Origin of the sequence: Heterorhizobium halophytocola, assembly GCF_017873095.1 — a bacterium.
In the GTDB taxonomy this organism is placed as follows: Bacteria; Pseudomonadota; Alphaproteobacteria; order Rhizobiales; family Rhizobiaceae; genus Allorhizobium; species Allorhizobium halophytocola.
On the sequence record NZ_JAGGJU010000004.1, the window covers coordinates 266,809 to 282,050 of the forward strand.

The 15,242-nt window shown below is 63.3% G+C and carries 17 protein-coding genes; 7 read left to right on the plus strand and 10 right to left on the minus strand.

What is annotated here, in order from left to right:
* Positions 1-58: 58 nt before the first annotated feature.
* The gene (locus J2Z17_RS09125; protein ID WP_209944075.1) at positions 59-925 is read right to left on the minus strand and encodes a S49 family peptidase; all 867 of its coding nucleotides are present in this window, start codon (positions 923-925) and stop codon (positions 59-61) included.
* Positions 926-1,198: 273 nt separating this feature from the next.
* Here J2Z17_RS09125 and J2Z17_RS09130 point away from each other — a divergent pair, with 273 nt between their 5' ends.
* Complete coding sequence (locus tag J2Z17_RS09130) at positions 1,199-2,545, plus strand: Nramp family divalent metal transporter (protein ID WP_209944077.1); 1,347 nt, start codon at positions 1,199-1,201, stop codon at positions 2,543-2,545.
* 17 nt (positions 2,546-2,562) lie between these two features.
* Here the strand turns inward: J2Z17_RS09130 and J2Z17_RS09135 are convergent, their stop codons facing one another.
* Positions 2,563-3,366, minus strand: coding sequence for a tRNA1(Val) (adenine(37)-N6)-methyltransferase (locus J2Z17_RS09135; RefSeq protein WP_342454389.1), 804 nt, complete (start codon positions 3,364-3,366; stop codon positions 2,563-2,565).
* Positions 3,363-3,596 (minus strand): putative signal transducing protein, encoded by a 234-nt coding sequence (locus tag J2Z17_RS09140; protein ID WP_209944079.1) that lies wholly within the window; start codon positions 3,594-3,596, stop codon positions 3,363-3,365. Before J2Z17_RS09140 ends, J2Z17_RS09135 begins: the two co-directional genes overlap by 4 nt.
* A gap of 106 nt (positions 3,597-3,702) precedes the next feature.
* Here J2Z17_RS09140 and J2Z17_RS09145 point away from each other — a divergent pair, with 106 nt between their 5' ends.
* From J2Z17_RS09145 to moaB, 4 genes are all read left to right on the plus strand, one after another.
* Positions 3,703-4,719 (plus strand): polyprenyl synthetase family protein, encoded by a 1,017-nt coding sequence (locus tag J2Z17_RS09145; RefSeq protein ID WP_209944081.1) that lies wholly within the window; start codon positions 3,703-3,705, stop codon positions 4,717-4,719.
* Between the two features lie 128 nt (positions 4,720-4,847).
* Positions 4,848-6,674 carry a tetratricopeptide repeat protein gene (locus J2Z17_RS09150; protein ID WP_209944083.1) on the plus strand — a complete coding sequence of 609 codons (1,827 nt, stop codon included), beginning with the start codon at positions 4,848-4,850 and terminating at the stop codon, positions 6,672-6,674.
* A 2-nt stretch (positions 6,675-6,676) separates the two neighbouring features.
* Positions 6,677-7,600 carry a 4-(cytidine 5'-diphospho)-2-C-methyl-D-erythritol kinase gene (locus J2Z17_RS09155; RefSeq protein ID WP_209944085.1) on the plus strand — a complete coding sequence of 308 codons (924 nt, stop codon included), beginning with the start codon at positions 6,677-6,679 and terminating at the stop codon, positions 7,598-7,600.
* On the plus strand, positions 7,597-8,145 hold the full coding sequence (moaB, locus tag J2Z17_RS09160) for a molybdenum cofactor biosynthesis protein B (protein ID WP_209944087.1): 549 nt from the start codon (positions 7,597-7,599) through the stop codon (positions 8,143-8,145). The genes J2Z17_RS09155 and moaB overlap by 4 nt, the downstream gene beginning before the upstream one ends.
* A gap of 108 nt (positions 8,146-8,253) precedes the next feature.
* On the opposite strand, the gene J2Z17_RS09165 is transcribed toward moaB, so the two are convergent.
* Positions 8,254-8,805 (minus strand): glycosyltransferase, encoded by a 552-nt coding sequence (locus tag J2Z17_RS09165; protein ID WP_209944089.1) that lies wholly within the window; start codon positions 8,803-8,805, stop codon positions 8,254-8,256.
* Between the two features lie 130 nt (positions 8,806-8,935).
* Between J2Z17_RS09165 and J2Z17_RS09170 the strand changes: the two genes are divergently transcribed.
* Both J2Z17_RS09170 and J2Z17_RS09175 read left to right on the plus strand, forming a co-directional pair.
* Positions 8,936-10,093, plus strand: a complete 1,158-nt coding sequence (locus J2Z17_RS09170) for a PA0069 family radical SAM protein (protein WP_209944091.1) — start codon at positions 8,936-8,938, stop codon at positions 10,091-10,093.
* 273 nt (positions 10,094-10,366) lie between these two features.
* Entirely contained in the window at positions 10,367-11,020 is a 654-nt protein-coding gene (locus J2Z17_RS09175) for a ribonuclease HII (RefSeq protein ID WP_209944092.1), read from the plus strand.
* Positions 11,021-11,110: 90 nt separating this feature from the next.
* On the opposite strand, the gene J2Z17_RS09180 is transcribed toward J2Z17_RS09175, so the two are convergent.
* From J2Z17_RS09180 to J2Z17_RS09205, 6 genes are all read right to left on the minus strand, one after another.
* Positions 11,111-11,596 carry a F0F1 ATP synthase subunit B gene (locus J2Z17_RS09180; RefSeq protein ID WP_209944095.1) on the minus strand — a complete coding sequence of 162 codons (486 nt, stop codon included), beginning with the start codon at positions 11,594-11,596 and terminating at the stop codon, positions 11,111-11,113.
* A gap of 3 nt (positions 11,597-11,599) precedes the next feature.
* Positions 11,600-12,184: a F0F1 ATP synthase subunit B gene (locus tag J2Z17_RS09185; protein WP_209944349.1), complete on the minus strand. Its 585-nt coding sequence runs from the start codon at positions 12,182-12,184 to the stop codon at positions 11,600-11,602.
* A gap of 88 nt (positions 12,185-12,272) precedes the next feature.
* Positions 12,273-12,500 carry a F0F1 ATP synthase subunit C gene (locus tag J2Z17_RS09190; protein WP_209944097.1) on the minus strand — a complete coding sequence of 76 codons (228 nt, stop codon included), beginning with the start codon at positions 12,498-12,500 and terminating at the stop codon, positions 12,273-12,275.
* Positions 12,501-12,570: 70 nt separating this feature from the next.
* Complete coding sequence (locus J2Z17_RS09195; RefSeq protein ID WP_209944099.1) at positions 12,571-13,323, minus strand: F0F1 ATP synthase subunit A; 753 nt, start codon at positions 13,321-13,323, stop codon at positions 12,571-12,573.
* 60 nt (positions 13,324-13,383) lie between these two features.
* Positions 13,384-13,755 carry an AtpZ/AtpI family protein gene (locus tag J2Z17_RS09200; protein ID WP_209944101.1) on the minus strand — a complete coding sequence of 124 codons (372 nt, stop codon included), beginning with the start codon at positions 13,753-13,755 and terminating at the stop codon, positions 13,384-13,386.
* A gap of 315 nt (positions 13,756-14,070) precedes the next feature.
* Positions 14,071-15,237 carry a cell wall hydrolase gene (locus tag J2Z17_RS09205; RefSeq protein ID WP_209944103.1) on the minus strand — a complete coding sequence of 389 codons (1,167 nt, stop codon included), beginning with the start codon at positions 15,235-15,237 and terminating at the stop codon, positions 14,071-14,073.
* Positions 15,238-15,242: the final 5 nt, after the last annotated feature.

Here is a 15,242-nt window from a genome sequence, read left to right on the forward strand (position 1 = left end):
ACTTGCTGGCTTTGCATGACGGCTACGCGCTTGCGCAGGCGTGGCCCGTGCGAGGACCTTAAAGGCCGTAACGCCCCCATAATGCCTTTTCCTCGACGGTTTCGGCAAGACCGCTGACGGCGGCCGCGGCGATATGATCGACATTGCCGAACATGCCGCCAACACTCGGCAGCTTGCGGCCGAAGAAGTCACGCGCCGCGCCGACCAGTTCCAGCTTGACGTCCTTGCCGTAGCGGCCGCGCAGCACTTCGCGCATATGGCCGAGACCATCGACGAGACCGAGTTCCAGGCCGCGACGGCCGGTCCAGAACAGGCCGGAGAACAGATCGGGGTGATCGGAAAGCCGGATTCCGCGGCGCGCCTTCACCATGTCGATGAAGATCTCGTGGACCTCGGCCTGCAGCGACTTCAGATAGTCGATATCGCTTTCCTTCTCCGGCTGGAAGGGATCGAGGATCACCTTGTTTTCACCGGAGGTATAGACACGGCGCTCGACGCCGACCTTCTTCAACAGTTCGGGAAAGCCGAAACCGCCGGAGACGACGCCGATCGAGCCGACAATCGACGTCGGGTCGGCAAAGATCTCATCGCCGGCAAGTGCGATCATATAGCCGCCGGAGGCCGCCACGTCCTCGACGAAGACCAGCACGGGTTTGTTCTTTTCCTCTGCCAGCGCCCGGATGCGCTCGAAGATCAGCCGCGACTGGACCGGCGAACCGCCCGGCGAATTGATCGAGATGGCCACCGCCGGCGCATCCTTCTTGGCGAAGGCCTTGTCCAGCGCTGCCGCGATATTGGCGAGATTGAGCGATGGCTTGAACTTGCTGCCGCCCGACATGATCGCGCCCTGCATGCGCACCACGGGAATGATCGTCTTCTTCTTGCGAAAACGACCCGGGACGAGGCGAGCGAGATAGTTCGGCATTCCTGATCAATTCCTTCGGCTGCGGTGGCGGTTGCGTTGGCGGTTCTGCATTGCTCTTTGCGTTTGCATGTATGTCTTCTTCGGCAAAACACAATGGGCCGGGGCGCCAGGACGGCTATCCTTCCCGCAACCCTTCAGGCGTTGAACCGTTCCACCCTGGCGGACGTATAAAGTCATCAGCTCCGTTTCGCCTCCTCTCTTGCAATTGCGAACGGTTCGCACTAGCTTCTTGCGAATTAGTCGCAATTTAATCCATAGAAAGCCCATCATCGGATGACCGATACAGTCCTCGACAAGACCGAGAGCGACGCCTGGCGCACCGATCGCGGAGAACCCGCCCTTTCGGATATCCATGGCAGTATCGACGTCCGGTCGAGCCGGCCCTACTGGCAGCGCATTCTGGCCTTTCTCGGCCCCGGCTACCTGGTCGCGGTCGGCTATATGGACCCCGGCAACTGGGCGACCTCCCTCGCCGGTGGCTCGAAATACGGCTACACGCTGCTCGTCGTCGTGATGATCTCCAATCTGATGGCGATGCTGCTGCAGTCGCTGGCAGCCCGGCTTGCCATCGCATCCGGCCGCGACCTGGCGCAGGCCTGCCGCGACGCCTATTCGCGGCCGGTCTCGGTCGCGCTCTGGGCCCTGGCGGAGCTGGCGATCGTCGCCACCGACATCGCCGAGGTGATCGGCACCGCGATCGGCCTGCAGCTGCTGTTCGGCATCCCGCTCAATCTCGGCATCCTGATCACCGCCGTCGATGTCTTCCTGATCCTGATGCTGCAACGCCTCGGCTTCCGCTGGATCGAGGCCTTCGTCATCGCGCTGACCCTGGTGATCGGCGGCTGCTTTGCCGCCCAGCTCTTCCTTGCGGGTCCCGAATGGAGTGCCGTCGCCGCCGGTTTCATGCCGTCAACGGACATCCTCACCAATCCCGACATGCTCTACATCGCCATCGGGATTCTCGGCGCCACCGTGATGCCGCACAATCTCTATCTGCATTCCGGCATCATCCAGACCCGCAAGCTCGGCAAGAGCAATGCGGAGAAGCGCGAGGCGCTGACCTTCGCCACCATCGACAGCACGGTCGCGCTGTTCTTCGCGCTGCTGATCAATGCCTCGATCCTGATCCTGGCGGCGGCCGCCTTCCATGCCACCGGCTACGGCGAAGTGGCCGAGCTCGGGGACGCCCATGCGCTGCTGTCGCCGCTGCTCGGCGCAGCCATCGCCCCGGTCCTCTTCGGCATTGCGCTTCTCTGCTCCGGGCTGAACTCGACCGCGACGGCAACCCTTGCAGGCCAGATCGTCATGGAAGGGTTTCTGCGGATGCGGATCAATCCGTGGATCCGGCGTCTGTTCACCCGTTGCCTGGCGATCATCCCGGCCGCCATCGTCTCCTTCTGGTACGGCCAGCAGGGCACCGCCGAGCTGCTGATCCTGAGCCAGGTCGTGCTCAGCCTGCAGCTGCCTTTCGCGGTCTTCCCGCTGGTGCTGTTCACCGCAAGCAAGAGCAAGATGGGCGCCCTCGTCTCGCCCCGCTGGCTGACCGCGATCACACTGATGATCGCGGTGATCATCACCGCCCTCAACGTGAAGCTGGTTCTCGACTTCGTGGTCGGCTGAACGGTCTGGAACAAGGCCTATTTGCCGGTGCGCAGCCGCGAATAGGCGGTCCGCCCGTTGTTGAGATCGTCGACTGCGCTGGAAAAAGCATGGCTTTGCGGGTCGTCATGCATGGTGAGCGGGCTTCGCAGCTGCAGGCGGGCCCGCGATCCCTTGATGCCGGTCACCAGGATCCGGACAGCGCTCTCGCCCGGCCTGGGATGCAGTGCGGTGATTTCCAGCCCACCGAAGCGGCCGCCGCAGGCCGCGATGATCTCGGCGATCGACTGCGGGCGCGCGATCAGCGACAATTGTCCGCCCGGCTTCGCGATCGCGCATGCCGTGCGGATCCAGGCCTCGAACAGATCCTCCGTCATCGCATGCGCTTCCGCCTTCAACAGGTCCGGTGCCTTGCGGTCGCTGGCATCGTTGAAGGGCGGGTTCATGATCACATGGTCGAAGACATCGTCCTCGAGACCGGCCGCGCGACGGGCACGCCCCGTCAGCGTAACGTCCGCCTGCAGGGACTGCGCACGCGCTGCAAGCCCTGCATTCTCCGGCAATGCCAGCGTGCGACGGCAAAAGGAGACCATTTCGTCGGAGCGCTCGACCAGCGTCACCTCCGCCTCGGTCAAGCGGGCTGCGGCGGCAAGACCGGCCGCCCCCGCGCCGGCGCCAAGATCGGCGATGCGGACATGGCCCGCGCCGGTCACCAGCGACGCCAGCAGCATGGCATCCATGCCGGCGCGGTGGCCCCTGCCCTTGGGCTGAAGAAGAAAAAACCGTCCCCGGTGGAAGGCATCCACGGTTTCCACCGATGATGCCTGGCGTTCGCTGGTCACCCGCGATCCTCGTCGCGCAATTCGTCGGCAAGCCCCGCGTCGACCAGGATATTGCGCGCCTCCCCCGAGCGATCCCCCTCGACCAGGAAGCGGCGCGGCAGCATGCCGAGCGACCCTTCGATCAGACTGGTGGCCTGATCGGCCACCATGCAATGGATGCCGGCATCGCGCATCAGGCTCTCCGCGAAGCTCAACACGACCGGATCATTGGTCCGGATCAGCTCTTTCATTACAGAATTACTCCCCTAATTCGGTGAAGCGAGGCAATTCGCCTCTTGCCGGACAAGTGGCCCGTTTACTATTGTCTGCGCAACAAATGAACAGGAGTACGGTCCGGTGGGTGTAGTCATACCGCTTGGTGAAAACAAGAACAAACAGGCCTCGGTGAAGCCGCTCGTGGATCTGACCAGTTCGGGTATGGACCGCGTCAACCAGTTGATCCTGTCGAAGGCCGGTTCCGACGTGCAGATGATCCCGGAGGTCGCCAATCACCTGATCTCGTCCGGCGGCAAGCGTTTGCGCCCGATGCTGACCCTCGCCTCCGCCGCGATGTTCGGCTACCAGGGCGACAGCGATGTGAAGCTCGCGACCTCGGTCGAGTTCATGCACACGGCGACGCTGCTGCACGACGACGTCGTCGACGAGAGCGATCTGCGCCGCGGCAAGTCGACCGCCCGGATCATCTGGGGCAACCAGGCAAGCGTGCTCGTCGGGGACTTCCTGCTCGGCCAGGCCTTCAAGATGATGGTCGAGGTCGGCTCGCTCGATGCACTCGACGTTCTGGCGACCGCCGCCTCGGTGATCGCCGAAGGCGAGGTGCTGCAGCTCTCCGTCGCCAAGAACATGGAAACCACGGAAGACGACTATCTGCAGGTCATCCGGGCCAAGACCGCGGCCCTGTTTGCAGCCGCCTCCGAAGTCGGGCCGATCATCGCCAATGCCGACCGGGCCGGACGCAATGCGCTGAAGTCCTATGGCATGAATCTGGGTCTCGCCTTCCAGCTGGTCGACGATGTGCTCGACTATGGCGGCAAGGCAGCCGATCTCGGCAAGAATGTCGGCGACGACTTCCGCGAGGGCAAGATCACCCTTCCGGTCATCCTTGCCTATCGCCGCGGCACGCAGGAGGAACGCCAGTTCTGGCGCGATGCGATCGAGGGCGGCGAGACCGACGCGGCGCAGCTGGAAAAGGCGCTCGGCCTGATATCCAAATACGGCAGCCTGGGCGACACCATCCAGCGCGCCTTGCATTACGGCACGATTGCCAGGGACGCGCTCGCGCCGCTGCCGGAAAGTGCCTGGAAAGACGCCCTTCTGGAGGTCATCGATTTCTGCGTCGCGCGGATCAATTGAGGCTTATTTTTGCTCTTGCTTGCGACCCCGCTTCAAAAAAGCCATTGTGTTCGGGAATCGTTTTGACGGTCGAAAAGTCCGTCGGCGCCCGACGCGATTCGACCCTTGCTTGTTGAAAGGTTCAATTTATGCGGCAGACCCTTGCCAATCGTTTCCTCTCCGGCGCCGCGCTCGCCACATTGCTGATGGCAGGCGTCCATTCGACAGCCCTTGCCGCCACCTCTGCCGAGGATAGCAAGGCACACGTCGAAAAACCCTTCGACATGTCTACCATCGACACGTTTTCCGGTGCCTTTCTGGCCGCCCGCACGGCGGACGGCGACCGTGACTTTCCCAACGCGATCGGCTTCTACAAGAAGGCCCTCGCCTTCGAGCCAGGCCGTGTGGATGTGCGCGAACGCCTGATGCTGGCGCTGTTCATGAACGGCGACTTCGACGAGGGCGTGCGTTATGCCAAGGACCTGAAGAACGACAAGGCCGTCGAGCGCGTCACCGGGGTCGCCCGTGGCCTGGCTGCGATCCGCGACCGGGAATACAATGCCGCCGACAAGGCGCTGGATTACAAGGGTCCGAACGATCTGGACCGGCTGATGAACGCCCTGCTCAGCGCCTGGGCCGAGCTCGGTGCCAGCAAGGGCAAACAGGCCGTCGCCAGGATGGCCGGCCTGAAGGGTCCGCCCTGGTACGACATCTTCAAGAATTACAATGCCGGCGTCGCCGCCAACCTGATCGGCGATACGGACGGGGCGCGCAAATATCTGGCCGATGCGATCACCGATCGTGATGGCGCTGCGACCGCCACCGATCTCTTCGTCCGCTCGGTCATGGCGCTGGCCACGCTCGAATCCAACCAGGGCAACAAGCAGAAGGCGCTCGACGCGTTGTCGGTCGGCGAGAACGCGCTCAACAATTATGCGCCGTTCAAGGCCATGCGCACCAGCATCAATGCCGGCGAAAAGCTGCCGCCGCTGATCACGACGGCCGCAGAAGGCGCAGCCGGCGTGCTCTTCGGCGTCGGCGGGGCGCTGAACCGCCCCGGCGCCGAAGACACCGTCATGCTCTATCTGCAGTTTGCCCGCGCGCTCGATCCGAAAAGCGCCGACATGCTGATCCTGCTTGGCGGCATCGCCGAAAATGTCGGCCAGGAAGACAAGGCGGTTACCTATTACCGCGACGTTCCGAAGACCTCGCCGATGTCGCGGCTTTCGGAGATGCAGCTTGGCCTGACGCTTGCCAAGGGCGGCAATCTGGACGAGGCGCGCCAGCACCTGAAGGCGCTGGTGGAGGCGGATCCCACCGACCTTCGCAGCTATCTTGCCTATGGCAGCGTGCTGTCGGACGCCAAGGACTATCCGGCCATGGCGAAGAACTACGACGACGCCGTGACCTCGATCAAGCAGCCGACCCGCTCGCAATGGTCGATCTATTTCCAGCGCGGCATCGCCTATGAGCGACTGAAGGACTGGCCCAAGGCCGAGCCGAATTTCCGCAAGGCGCTGGAGCTTTCGCCCGACCAGCCGCAGGTGCTCAACTATCTCGGCTATTCCTGGGTCGACATGAACCGGAACCTGAAAGAGGGTCTGGACATGATCAAGAAGGCGGTCGAGCTGAAGCCCGATGACGGCTATATCGTCGACTCGCTCGGCTGGGCCTATTACCGCCTCGGCCGCTTCGACGATGCGGTGACAGAACTGGAACGGGCCGCCGAACTGAAGGCCGGCGATCCGACGATCAACGACCATCTGGGCGACACCTACTGGCGTGTCGGACGGACGCTGGAGGCCGTCTACCAGTGGAAGCGCGCGCTCGGCGACGAGCCCGAGGCTGCCGAAATCCCGAAGATCGAGGACAAGATCGCCAACGGCCTGCCGCCGCTCGACAAGGCCGGCGAGACAGCCGAAAAGCCGGATGACAGAATAGCGCCCGCCGGACAGGAGGGCGACAAGAAGTCCTGACCATGGCAGGACTTGAGTCGCCCCTCTCGGCCGGTGCCATCCTCGAGGTCGCACCGGCCAAGGTCAATCTGGCGCTGCATGTCACCGGCCTGCGCTCGGACGGTTATCATCTGCTCGACAGCATCGTGACCTTTACCCGCCAGGGCGATCGCCTGGGCTGCAGCACGTCCAATGCAGACAGCTTCACCGTCTGCGGCCGCTTTGCCGCGCTGCTGGTCACCGGCGGCGAGGCACCGGCCGACAATCTGGTGACCAAGGCGCGCGACCGGCTGCGCCGCTATCTGGAAAGTCGTGGCCAGTCCGCGCCGCCCGTCGCCATCACGCTGGAAAAGAACCTGCCCGTGGCCGCCGGCATCGGCGGCGGGTCGGCCGATGCGGCCGCGACCCTGCGCCTGCTGCAGAAGGTGTGGAATGCGACTTTGCCGGCCGCCGACCTGTCGATGATCGCACTTGCCCTCGGCGCCGACGTGCCCATGTGCCTCGCCTCGCTGCCGCTGCGCGCGCTTGGCGTCGGCGAGACGCTGGCGCCACTGGAGAGCATGCCTCGCTTTGCCATCCTGCTTGCCAATCCGTTGAAGGCGGTCTCCACCCCGGACATCTTTCGCCAATTGACGTCGAAGACCAATCCGCCGATCAGCCCGGCACCGAAAAGCTCGGCGCATGGCGACTGGCTCGACTTTCTGGGTGAACTGCGCAACGATCTGGAAACACCTGCCCGCACGGTATTGCCCGAAATCGCCGTGCTTGCCGACATGCTTGGCGAGAGCGGCGCAGAGCTGGTGCGCATGTCCGGCTCCGGCGCCACCTGTTTCGGCATCTATGCCGACCTGGCATCGGCCAAGACGGCGGCGAGAGCCATGGAAGAGCAGATGCCGGACTGGTATTTCCAGCCGGCCGAAACGTTGCAAGGAGAGCGTCCGACATGACCAGGCTAGACGAAAGCCGTCCCTTCGTGCCGGTCGGCATCGCGGTGCTCACCGTTTCGGACAGCCGCACCGCAGACACCGACAAATCCGGCGACACGCTGGCGGCCCGCATTGCCGAGGCCGGCCACAAGCTTGTCGATCGGGCAATCGTCACCGACGACCGCGATGCGATCCGCGGCAAGGTCGAGGGCTGGACCAAACACCCGGAGATCGACGTGGTGATCACCACCGGCGGCACGGGCTTTACCGGCCGCGACGTCACGCCGGAGGCGCTGGAGCCGCTGTTCGAGAAGCGCATGGACGGGTTTTCGGAGGTTTTCCACCGGATTTCCTACGACAAGATCGGCACATCGACGATCCAGTCGCGGGCAACCGGCGGGGTGGCCAATGCCACCTTCATCTTCGTGCTGCCCGGCTCGCCCGGCGCCTGCAAGGACGCCTGGGACGGCATCCTGAAACTGCAGCTCGACTATCGCCACATGCCGTGCAATTTCGTCGAGATCATGCCACGGCTGGACGAGCACCTGAAGCGCAATACCGGTTGACGCTATCGGGCACGTGCCGGCCAACGGGAAGGCCGCCTTCATTTTCTTGCGCAAGAATGGCGGCCAAAGGCCGTTCCGGCCCGCAACCGGCAGCGCAGCCTGCAGCCGTCAGGCGTGCGCCTGTCCGGCCTCGAGACTGTGCATCCGGCCTTCCCGCGCCACCCAGGACGGAATGACCTGGCTCATCAGCTTGCGCGGCTTCTGCCCACGGGCAAAGCCGGCGAGATCGGTGTCCGCACGGGCAAGCGACAATGCCTGGCGTTTCGGCAAAAGCAGCCCCTGCTCCAGCGGCGGCGCCCGCCGGACAAACCGCCGGAAGAAAGATCGCCTGTGACCGCGTGAGGTCGAAAACCGCGCCGGGACCTTGTTGAAGGCGACATATTCCGCCACCTCTTCGATCCAGCCGGGCAGGACACGCGCGCCGGGCTCCAGCAGCAGCAGCCAGTCGCCGCGCGCCGCCTGGACGATGTCGGCCATGTTCCAGGTCAGGTGATAGCGGCAGCCGGCGGCCTCGGCCACCCGTGCCGTGCCGTCGCTCGATCCGTGATCCAGCACCACCACATCGCTGACCAGGCCTTCCACCGCGCCGCACACCAGCCCGGCGAGCGTCTGCGCCAGTTCAGGCTCCTGATCTCGGCATTCCATTATGACTGTCAGCATGGGACATCTCTACCCCATTGCCGCCATAATTGCTATTGCCAGATTTTCAATTTTGTTCTTGCATTGTTCTCATTCCAGCGCTAGGAATAAAGTCACTGAGGGGGACATGAGTCCCTACGGAGTATCTAAGATGAGCGAGCTGTCCATACTGACGCAGGCTGCCTTCCAGCCGGCGAATACGGCAGATATTGCCGATGCCCTGGTCAACGGATCCGGCCTCAGGATCGATGTCGGGAGGCGGCGGGGCCGCGGGGCCGGGCTCAACCCGTCCGGCCGGTTCGAATCGTCCGAGCGGGTTGCTTTCGATGATGGCTGGCAGTCGCTGGAAGATCTGCCGGCGCTGAAGACCGAGGTCCAGGTCGAACGTCCGCGCTCGGTGATCACCCGCAATGAATCGCCGGATATCCCCTTCGATCGCTCGATCAATCCCTATAGGGGATGCGAGCACGGTTGCATCTACTGCTTTGCCCGACCGAGCCATGCCTATATGGGCCTCTCGGCCGGCCTCGATTTCGAGACGCGACTGTTTGCCAAGCCGGATGCGGCTAAGCTGCTGGAGCGGGAGCTCGCCAAGCCCGGCTACAAGCCGCGGACAATCGCGATCGGCACCAATACGGATCCCTATCAGCCGATCGAGCGGGAATGGCGGATCATGCGCCAGATCCTCGAAGTGCTGGACCGGGCCAATCATCCGGTTGCGATCGTGACCAAGTCGGCGCTCGTCATGCGCGACATCGACATCCTGTCGTCGATGGCGCAACGGGGACTGGCGAAAGTCGGGATTTCGGTGACGACGCTCGACCGCAAGCTGGCCCGCTCGATGGAGCCGCGCACCTCGACGCCGACCAAGCGGCTGGAGGCGATCAAGGCGCTGTCGGAGGCCGGCATTCCGGTGGCGGTGATGGTGGCGCCGGTGATCCCCGGACTCAACGATCACGAGATCGAGCGGATCATGGATTCGGCCAAGGCCGCCGGCGCCAGCGAGGCGAGCTATGTGCTGCTGCGCCTGCCGCTGGAGGTCAGCCCGCTGTTTCGCGACTGGCTGCTGCAGAACTATCCCGACCGCTACCGGCATGTGATGTCGCTGGTGCGTTCGATGCGCGGTGGCAAGGATTACGACGCCGAATTCGGCAAGAGGATGAAGGGCGCCGGTCCCTATGCCTGGCAGATCAGCCGCCGCTTCGAGATGACGGCCAAGCGGCTCGGACTGGCACGGCGCGGCATCCAGATGCGCGACGACCTGTTCGTGCCGCCGAATGGCAGCGGAGTCCAGCTGTCACTGCTCTGACGCAGGTCGTGCCGTAGGATGGACGCTGTCGTCACGATGGCGCCTGTCAGAATCTTGTGACCGTTTTGCCCGCTAAGGGGTGGGGCGTGTCGAGAATTGCAGTTTGACGGGTCGTCCGCCGCCTGGGCGGCTCGTCGCCCCTCTTCCGGTACGCTGTCCGCCTCGTACCGGTTGATACCCCCGGGAGCCGCCTCGCCGAATGTTTCCATTCCCTGGGCATTCGGCGAACCGGGGGGCTTGCGGGAAATCGGGCCGGTGTGCGACTTCTGCCGCATGAAGCACCGCTCACCGCCCGATTCTCCCGCCCTTTTTTCCGCGCTGCCGGAAGGACCGGACTTTTCGACAGAACTGCGTTTGCGCAAGCGCGGCCTCTGGCCGGTCGCGGGAACCGACGAGGCCGGCCGCGGGCCACTCGCAGGTCCGGTCGTCGCCGCCGCCGTGATCCTCGATCCCAAAAGGATCCCGGATGGGCTCGATGATTCCAAGAAGCTGTCCGCGACGCGGCGTGAAAGCCTGTTCGAAGAGATCCTGAAGACCGCAAGCGTTTCGATTGCCAGTTCCAGTGCGGCCCTGATCGACCGGATCGATATCCGCAAGGCAAGCCTCGATGCCATGCGCCGGGCCGTGGCCGGCTTGCCGCAGACCGCGGCCTATGTGCTGGTCGATGGCCGCGATGTACCGCCCGGCTTTGGCTGCCCGGCCGATGCTTTGATCAAGGGGGACGGCCGCTCGCTTTCGATCGCCGCCGCGTCGATCATCGCCAAGGTCATGCGCGATCGGATGATGACCCGAGCGGCCCTCGAATTCCCGGCCTATGGCTTCGAGATGCATGCCGGCTATGGTACTGCCCATCACCGCGAGGCCATTATCCGCCACGGCCCCTGCCCCCTGCACCGGATGAGCTTTCGGCCCTTGCGCCAGGATTGACCGACCGCGCGCAAGAGCGACGCCTCAAGATGCAAGACAGAAAAAAGCCGGGACAGAGCCCGGCTTCTTTGATGGAATGGTAAAGGTGGCTCAGTTGAGCCGAGTCTTGACCTCGCCGACCGCCTGTTCGAACAGCTTCTGCTGCACGGCCTCGTCGGTCTTGCGCTCGAGAACCTTTTCCGCCGCGCTGATCGCCAGATCGACCGCGGCGCTGCGCACGGCGTTGACCGCATCGATCTCGGCTTGCTTGATCTTCTGCTCGGACAGTGCCGTGCGGCGGGCGACGAATTCCTCGGTCTTCTGCTTGGCTTCGGCGGCAAGCGCGGCAGCCTCGCGTTCTGCAGAGGCGATGATGTTTGCAGCCTCGGCTTCGGCTTCCTTGCGCTTGCGCTGGTATTCGGCCAGCACGTGCTGGGCCTCTTCGCGCAGGCGCTTGGCTTCGGCCAGATCTTCGCGGATCTTGTCCGAGCGCTCGTCCAGAGCCTTGGTCATCATGCCCGGCACCTTCAGGTACACCATCAGGGCAAGGAAGATGACGAGGCCGACAAGCGCGAAGAATGTTGCGTCAAATGCCATCGATCAGGCCTCCTTGGCAGATGCGGTCAGGGCCGACTTGATATCGGTCTTGGTCACCTTGGCGCCGATCAGCTGATTGACGACGGCACCCACGGCTTCGCTGGCGATTTCGTCGACATCGGCAAAGGCCTTTGCCTTGATCTCGGCGATATGCGCTTCGGCAGCCTCGATCTTCCGCATCAGCTCGGCTTCGACCTTCTGGCGTTCCACCTCGGCCTTGGCCTTGGCTTCGTCGCGCGCCTTGCCGGCAATGTCCTGGCCCTTGGCCCGGGCTGCCGCCAGCTCTTTTTCATAGGTTTCGATCGCGGCATCGGCCTCCGACTTCAGCCGTGCGGCCTCGTCGAGGTCCTGGGCGATCCGGTCGTGCCGGTTCTCCAGAATGCCGCCGACGCGCGGTACGATGACCTTCTGCATCAGCAGGTAGAAAAGACCGAACGTGATCACGAGCCAAAGAAGCTGCGACGCGTAAGTCGATGTGTCGAACGGCGGGAAAGCGCCGCTGTGGCCCGTTTCGTGGGCGACACCCGTTTCCGTGTGTAGCTGGTCTTCCGCGCCAGTGTCCTGGGCGAAGGCGGGGGTCACGAACATGCTCATCTCCAGAGATCCTCCGAATGCGAAGGATCACGACAGGCGTCTTTGAAAAAGCGCCTGCCGTGATCCAAAACTTAGCCGAAAATCAAACGGCGAAGAGCAGGAGAAGAGCGATGAGCAGCGAGAAGATGCCCAGAGCTTCCGTCACGGCGAAGCCGAAGATGAGGCGGCCGAACTGGCCGTCAGCAGCCGACGGGTTGCGCAGGGCGCCCGACAGGTAGTTGCCGAAAATCGTGCCGAGGCCAACGCCTGCGCCACCCATGCCGAGGCATGCGATACCGGCGCCGATGTACTTTGCTGCTTCCGCTTCCATGTATGAAACTCCTTCGAAATGGTTGTTGCGGCGAAGACTGACGTCAGATGGACGCCAAAACGTTTATCCCTTAGTGCCCGCCCGGGTGTATTGCGTCGTTGAGGTACATGCAAGTGAGCACCGCAAAGACATAGGCCTGCAGGAAGGCGACGAGGAATTCGAGGCCGGTCAGACCGACGGTCATGGCCAGCGGCAGGATGGCAGTGCCGATCCCGAGGGCGCCAAGGGCTCCAAGCGAGCTGACAAAGCCCGCGAACACCTTGAGCGTGATATGGCCCGCCAGCATGTTGGCGAAGAGACGAACCGAGAGCGAAACCGGCCGGGAGAGGAAGGACAGAACCTCGATGAAGATGACGAGCGGCAACAGCACGCCCGGCACGCCTTCCGGCACGAACAGATTGAGGAAGCCGAGCCCGTGCTTGTAGAAGCCGTAGAACAGCACGGTGCCGATGACGAACAGCGACAGCGCGAAGGTGACGATGATCTGGCTCGTCACGGTATAGAAATACGGAAACATGCCCAGCAGGTTCGCGGTCAGCACGAACATGAACAGCGAGAACACCATCGGGAAGAACTTCATCCCCCCGCTGCCGGCGCCTTCGCGCAGCATGGATGCGATGAACTCGTAGGACATTTCGGCCATCGACTGCCACCGGCTGGGGATCAGCCCACGGTTGGCGGTCGAGAAATACAGGAAGGCCGAGGCGCAGCCGACGCTGGCAACCATGAACAACGATGCCGTGTTGAACGAGAAATCGATGCCGCCAATCTCGATGGGAACGATCTTGGCGACCGAAAACTGGTGGATAGGATCGTTTGACACCGTCTTGATCTCTCTCGTCTGGCCACCGAAGCGGCATTCTCGGTCATTTCAAGGAGGATATCAGACGCTGTCGCGCCGATTGTCGTCCTTGGGCTGTTCCATCATGCGGTCTGCCGGATGTGGCGATGAAACAACGCCGGCGGACCGCAAGACATTCAATATTCCGGCGCAAAACCCCAGAAGCAGAAGCAATATCATGCCCCAGGGCGATGTACCGACCAAACGGTCGAACAGATAGCCAAGAAGTGCGCCGACGACGATTGCGGAGATGAATTCACTTGAAAGCTTCATAGCCAGGGCAAAACCTTTACGGCTCTGCTCTGCATGCTCTTCCCTCGATGCTTCTTCCCTCGCCTCGCCACGAACCTCAGCCAGTTCGGCTCCCAGTCGTGTGCGTCGCTCTTCCAGACTCTCTTCCCGGTTTCCAGCCATCCGATCCCCCTGCTTCTGCTCGTCGTCGCCTTACACTAAGTCGATCGTAGAGTTTCATACAGCTCGGATTTAACGCGGCCCGGCCCGTTTTGAAGTCGGGGCACCATAATTTTGCGCACCCGCATAGTCAAGCTATACGAATTGCCAATTCATGACAATTATTTAAAGGAAAAACATGCACTTACGCGTCACCACCGAAAACAGGCGGCCCCGGCGCGACAAAGTTTAGCAGCAAGTGATGATTTTACGCCAGAGAATCTCCACGCTGCCTGTGGAGAATTCGCCGGCAGTGCCCGACATGACGGGCGAATACGGTCAGCCCCAGCCGCCATCATAGGTGCGATAGAACACATGCAGCCCGATGCGCCCGACCTTTTCCATCGAGCGTGCCCAGCGCGGGCGCACATAGACGGCGTGGTAGTGGGTGGCGGATCCGACTTCCTTCAGCCAGATCTTGCCGGCCGTCACCGCCATCGCGACCTCGCGGGCGATTTTCCAATGGTCCTTGGAGTTTACCCGGTCCCGGATATTGTCGCAGGCGAAGGAAAACTGGCAGCGGTTGCGCCAGTCCTTGTTCTGGTAGACGACACCGCAGATGGTGTCCGGATAGGCCGGATTGCGCACCCGGTTGAGAATCACCTGGGCGACCGCCGCCTGTCCCTTGACCGATTCGCCGCGCGCCTCGAAATACACGCCCGACGACAGGCATTGCTGCTCGCTTGCCGAAAACACCTCCGGCGGCAGGATGCTGGCAGCCCAGGCATGGTCTTCCGGATTGATCGGCGGCACGAAACGGCCGGCCTCCGGTTGCTTCAGGATGGCCGCAAACGGCGAACTGCGGGAGAAATCGGGCGCTGGCGGGGCATAGGCCGTGGCCAGCACGTCGGCGTGCGGATTGGTCACAAGATTGGCCAGCAAGGTCGGCACGCCGTGACTGATCTGCGGCTCCTCCTTGCGGAAATAGAAGCTCGCGACCTGCACGTCGGCCGGCTTGGCCTTGACGAAGCCATCCTGGTCCTGGCGCGCCTTGGAGGGTTCGAACAGCATGCTGGTGCGTTGCAGGATGGAGCCTGCGGAAAACGCCCTGGGCGGCAGCATCGGCTCGACCGCGACGACGCGGCCGCGCTTGTCACCGCGGTTGACGCGGTCCTCGTCCGGCGTATCCACCGGCGCCTTGACCGTTTCGGCAAAGGCGATCTTGCGGCCGTCGGGCAGCGTCACGCCGGCATCCGCCGGGATCGGCGCTGCCGCGTTTTCGCCGCCAAAGGCAAGCTCCGCCGTATGGATCGAGCCGGCGGGCGATTTCGTCAGCACCATGCGCCAGTTGTCGCCGCGTCCGTCGAGGCCCGCCAGCAGGCCGGCGAGGTCCGCATGGCTGGCGGCGGCGGGGAAGCCGAGCCAGCAGGCCAGACCAAATAGCAAAGGTGAGGCCCAGTCTCCGCGACGGCGGAAAACAACGGGCGGGCGGCGCTTGAACAGCAAAACCG

Excerpts from the sequence above, each read along its gene's own strand:
- J2Z17_RS09125 (WP_209944075.1), bottom strand. The coding sequence starts at position 925 with ATGCCGAACTATCTCGCTCGCCTCGTCCCGGGTCGTTTTCGCAAGAAG.
- J2Z17_RS09130 (WP_209944077.1), top strand. The coding sequence starts at position 1,199 with ATGACCGATACAGTCCTCGACAAGACCGAGAGCGACGCCTGGCGCACC.
- J2Z17_RS09140 (WP_209944079.1), bottom strand. The coding sequence starts at position 3,596 with ATGAAAGAGCTGATCCGGACCAATGATCCGGTCGTGTTGAGCTTCGCG.
- J2Z17_RS09150 (WP_209944083.1), top strand. The coding sequence starts at position 4,848 with ATGCGGCAGACCCTTGCCAATCGTTTCCTCTCCGGCGCCGCGCTCGCC.
- J2Z17_RS09155 (WP_209944085.1), top strand. The coding sequence starts at position 6,677 with ATGGCAGGACTTGAGTCGCCCCTCTCGGCCGGTGCCATCCTCGAGGTC.
- moaB (WP_209944087.1), top strand. The coding sequence starts at position 7,597 with ATGACCAGGCTAGACGAAAGCCGTCCCTTCGTGCCGGTCGGCATCGCG.
- J2Z17_RS09165 (WP_209944089.1), bottom strand. The coding sequence starts at position 8,805 with ATGCTGACAGTCATAATGGAATGCCGAGATCAGGAGCCTGAACTGGCG.
- J2Z17_RS09170 (WP_209944091.1), top strand. The coding sequence starts at position 8,936 with ATGAGCGAGCTGTCCATACTGACGCAGGCTGCCTTCCAGCCGGCGAAT.
- J2Z17_RS09175 (WP_209944092.1), top strand. The coding sequence starts at position 10,367 with ATGAAGCACCGCTCACCGCCCGATTCTCCCGCCCTTTTTTCCGCGCTG.
- J2Z17_RS09180 (WP_209944095.1), bottom strand. The coding sequence starts at position 11,596 with ATGGCATTTGACGCAACATTCTTCGCGCTTGTCGGCCTCGTCATCTTC.
- J2Z17_RS09185 (WP_209944349.1), bottom strand. The coding sequence starts at position 12,184 with ATGTTCGTGACCCCCGCCTTCGCCCAGGACACTGGCGCGGAAGACCAG.
- J2Z17_RS09190 (WP_209944097.1), bottom strand. The coding sequence starts at position 12,500 with ATGGAAGCGGAAGCAGCAAAGTACATCGGCGCCGGTATCGCATGCCTC.
- J2Z17_RS09200 (WP_209944101.1), bottom strand. The coding sequence starts at position 13,755 with ATGGCTGGAAACCGGGAAGAGAGTCTGGAAGAGCGACGCACACGACTG.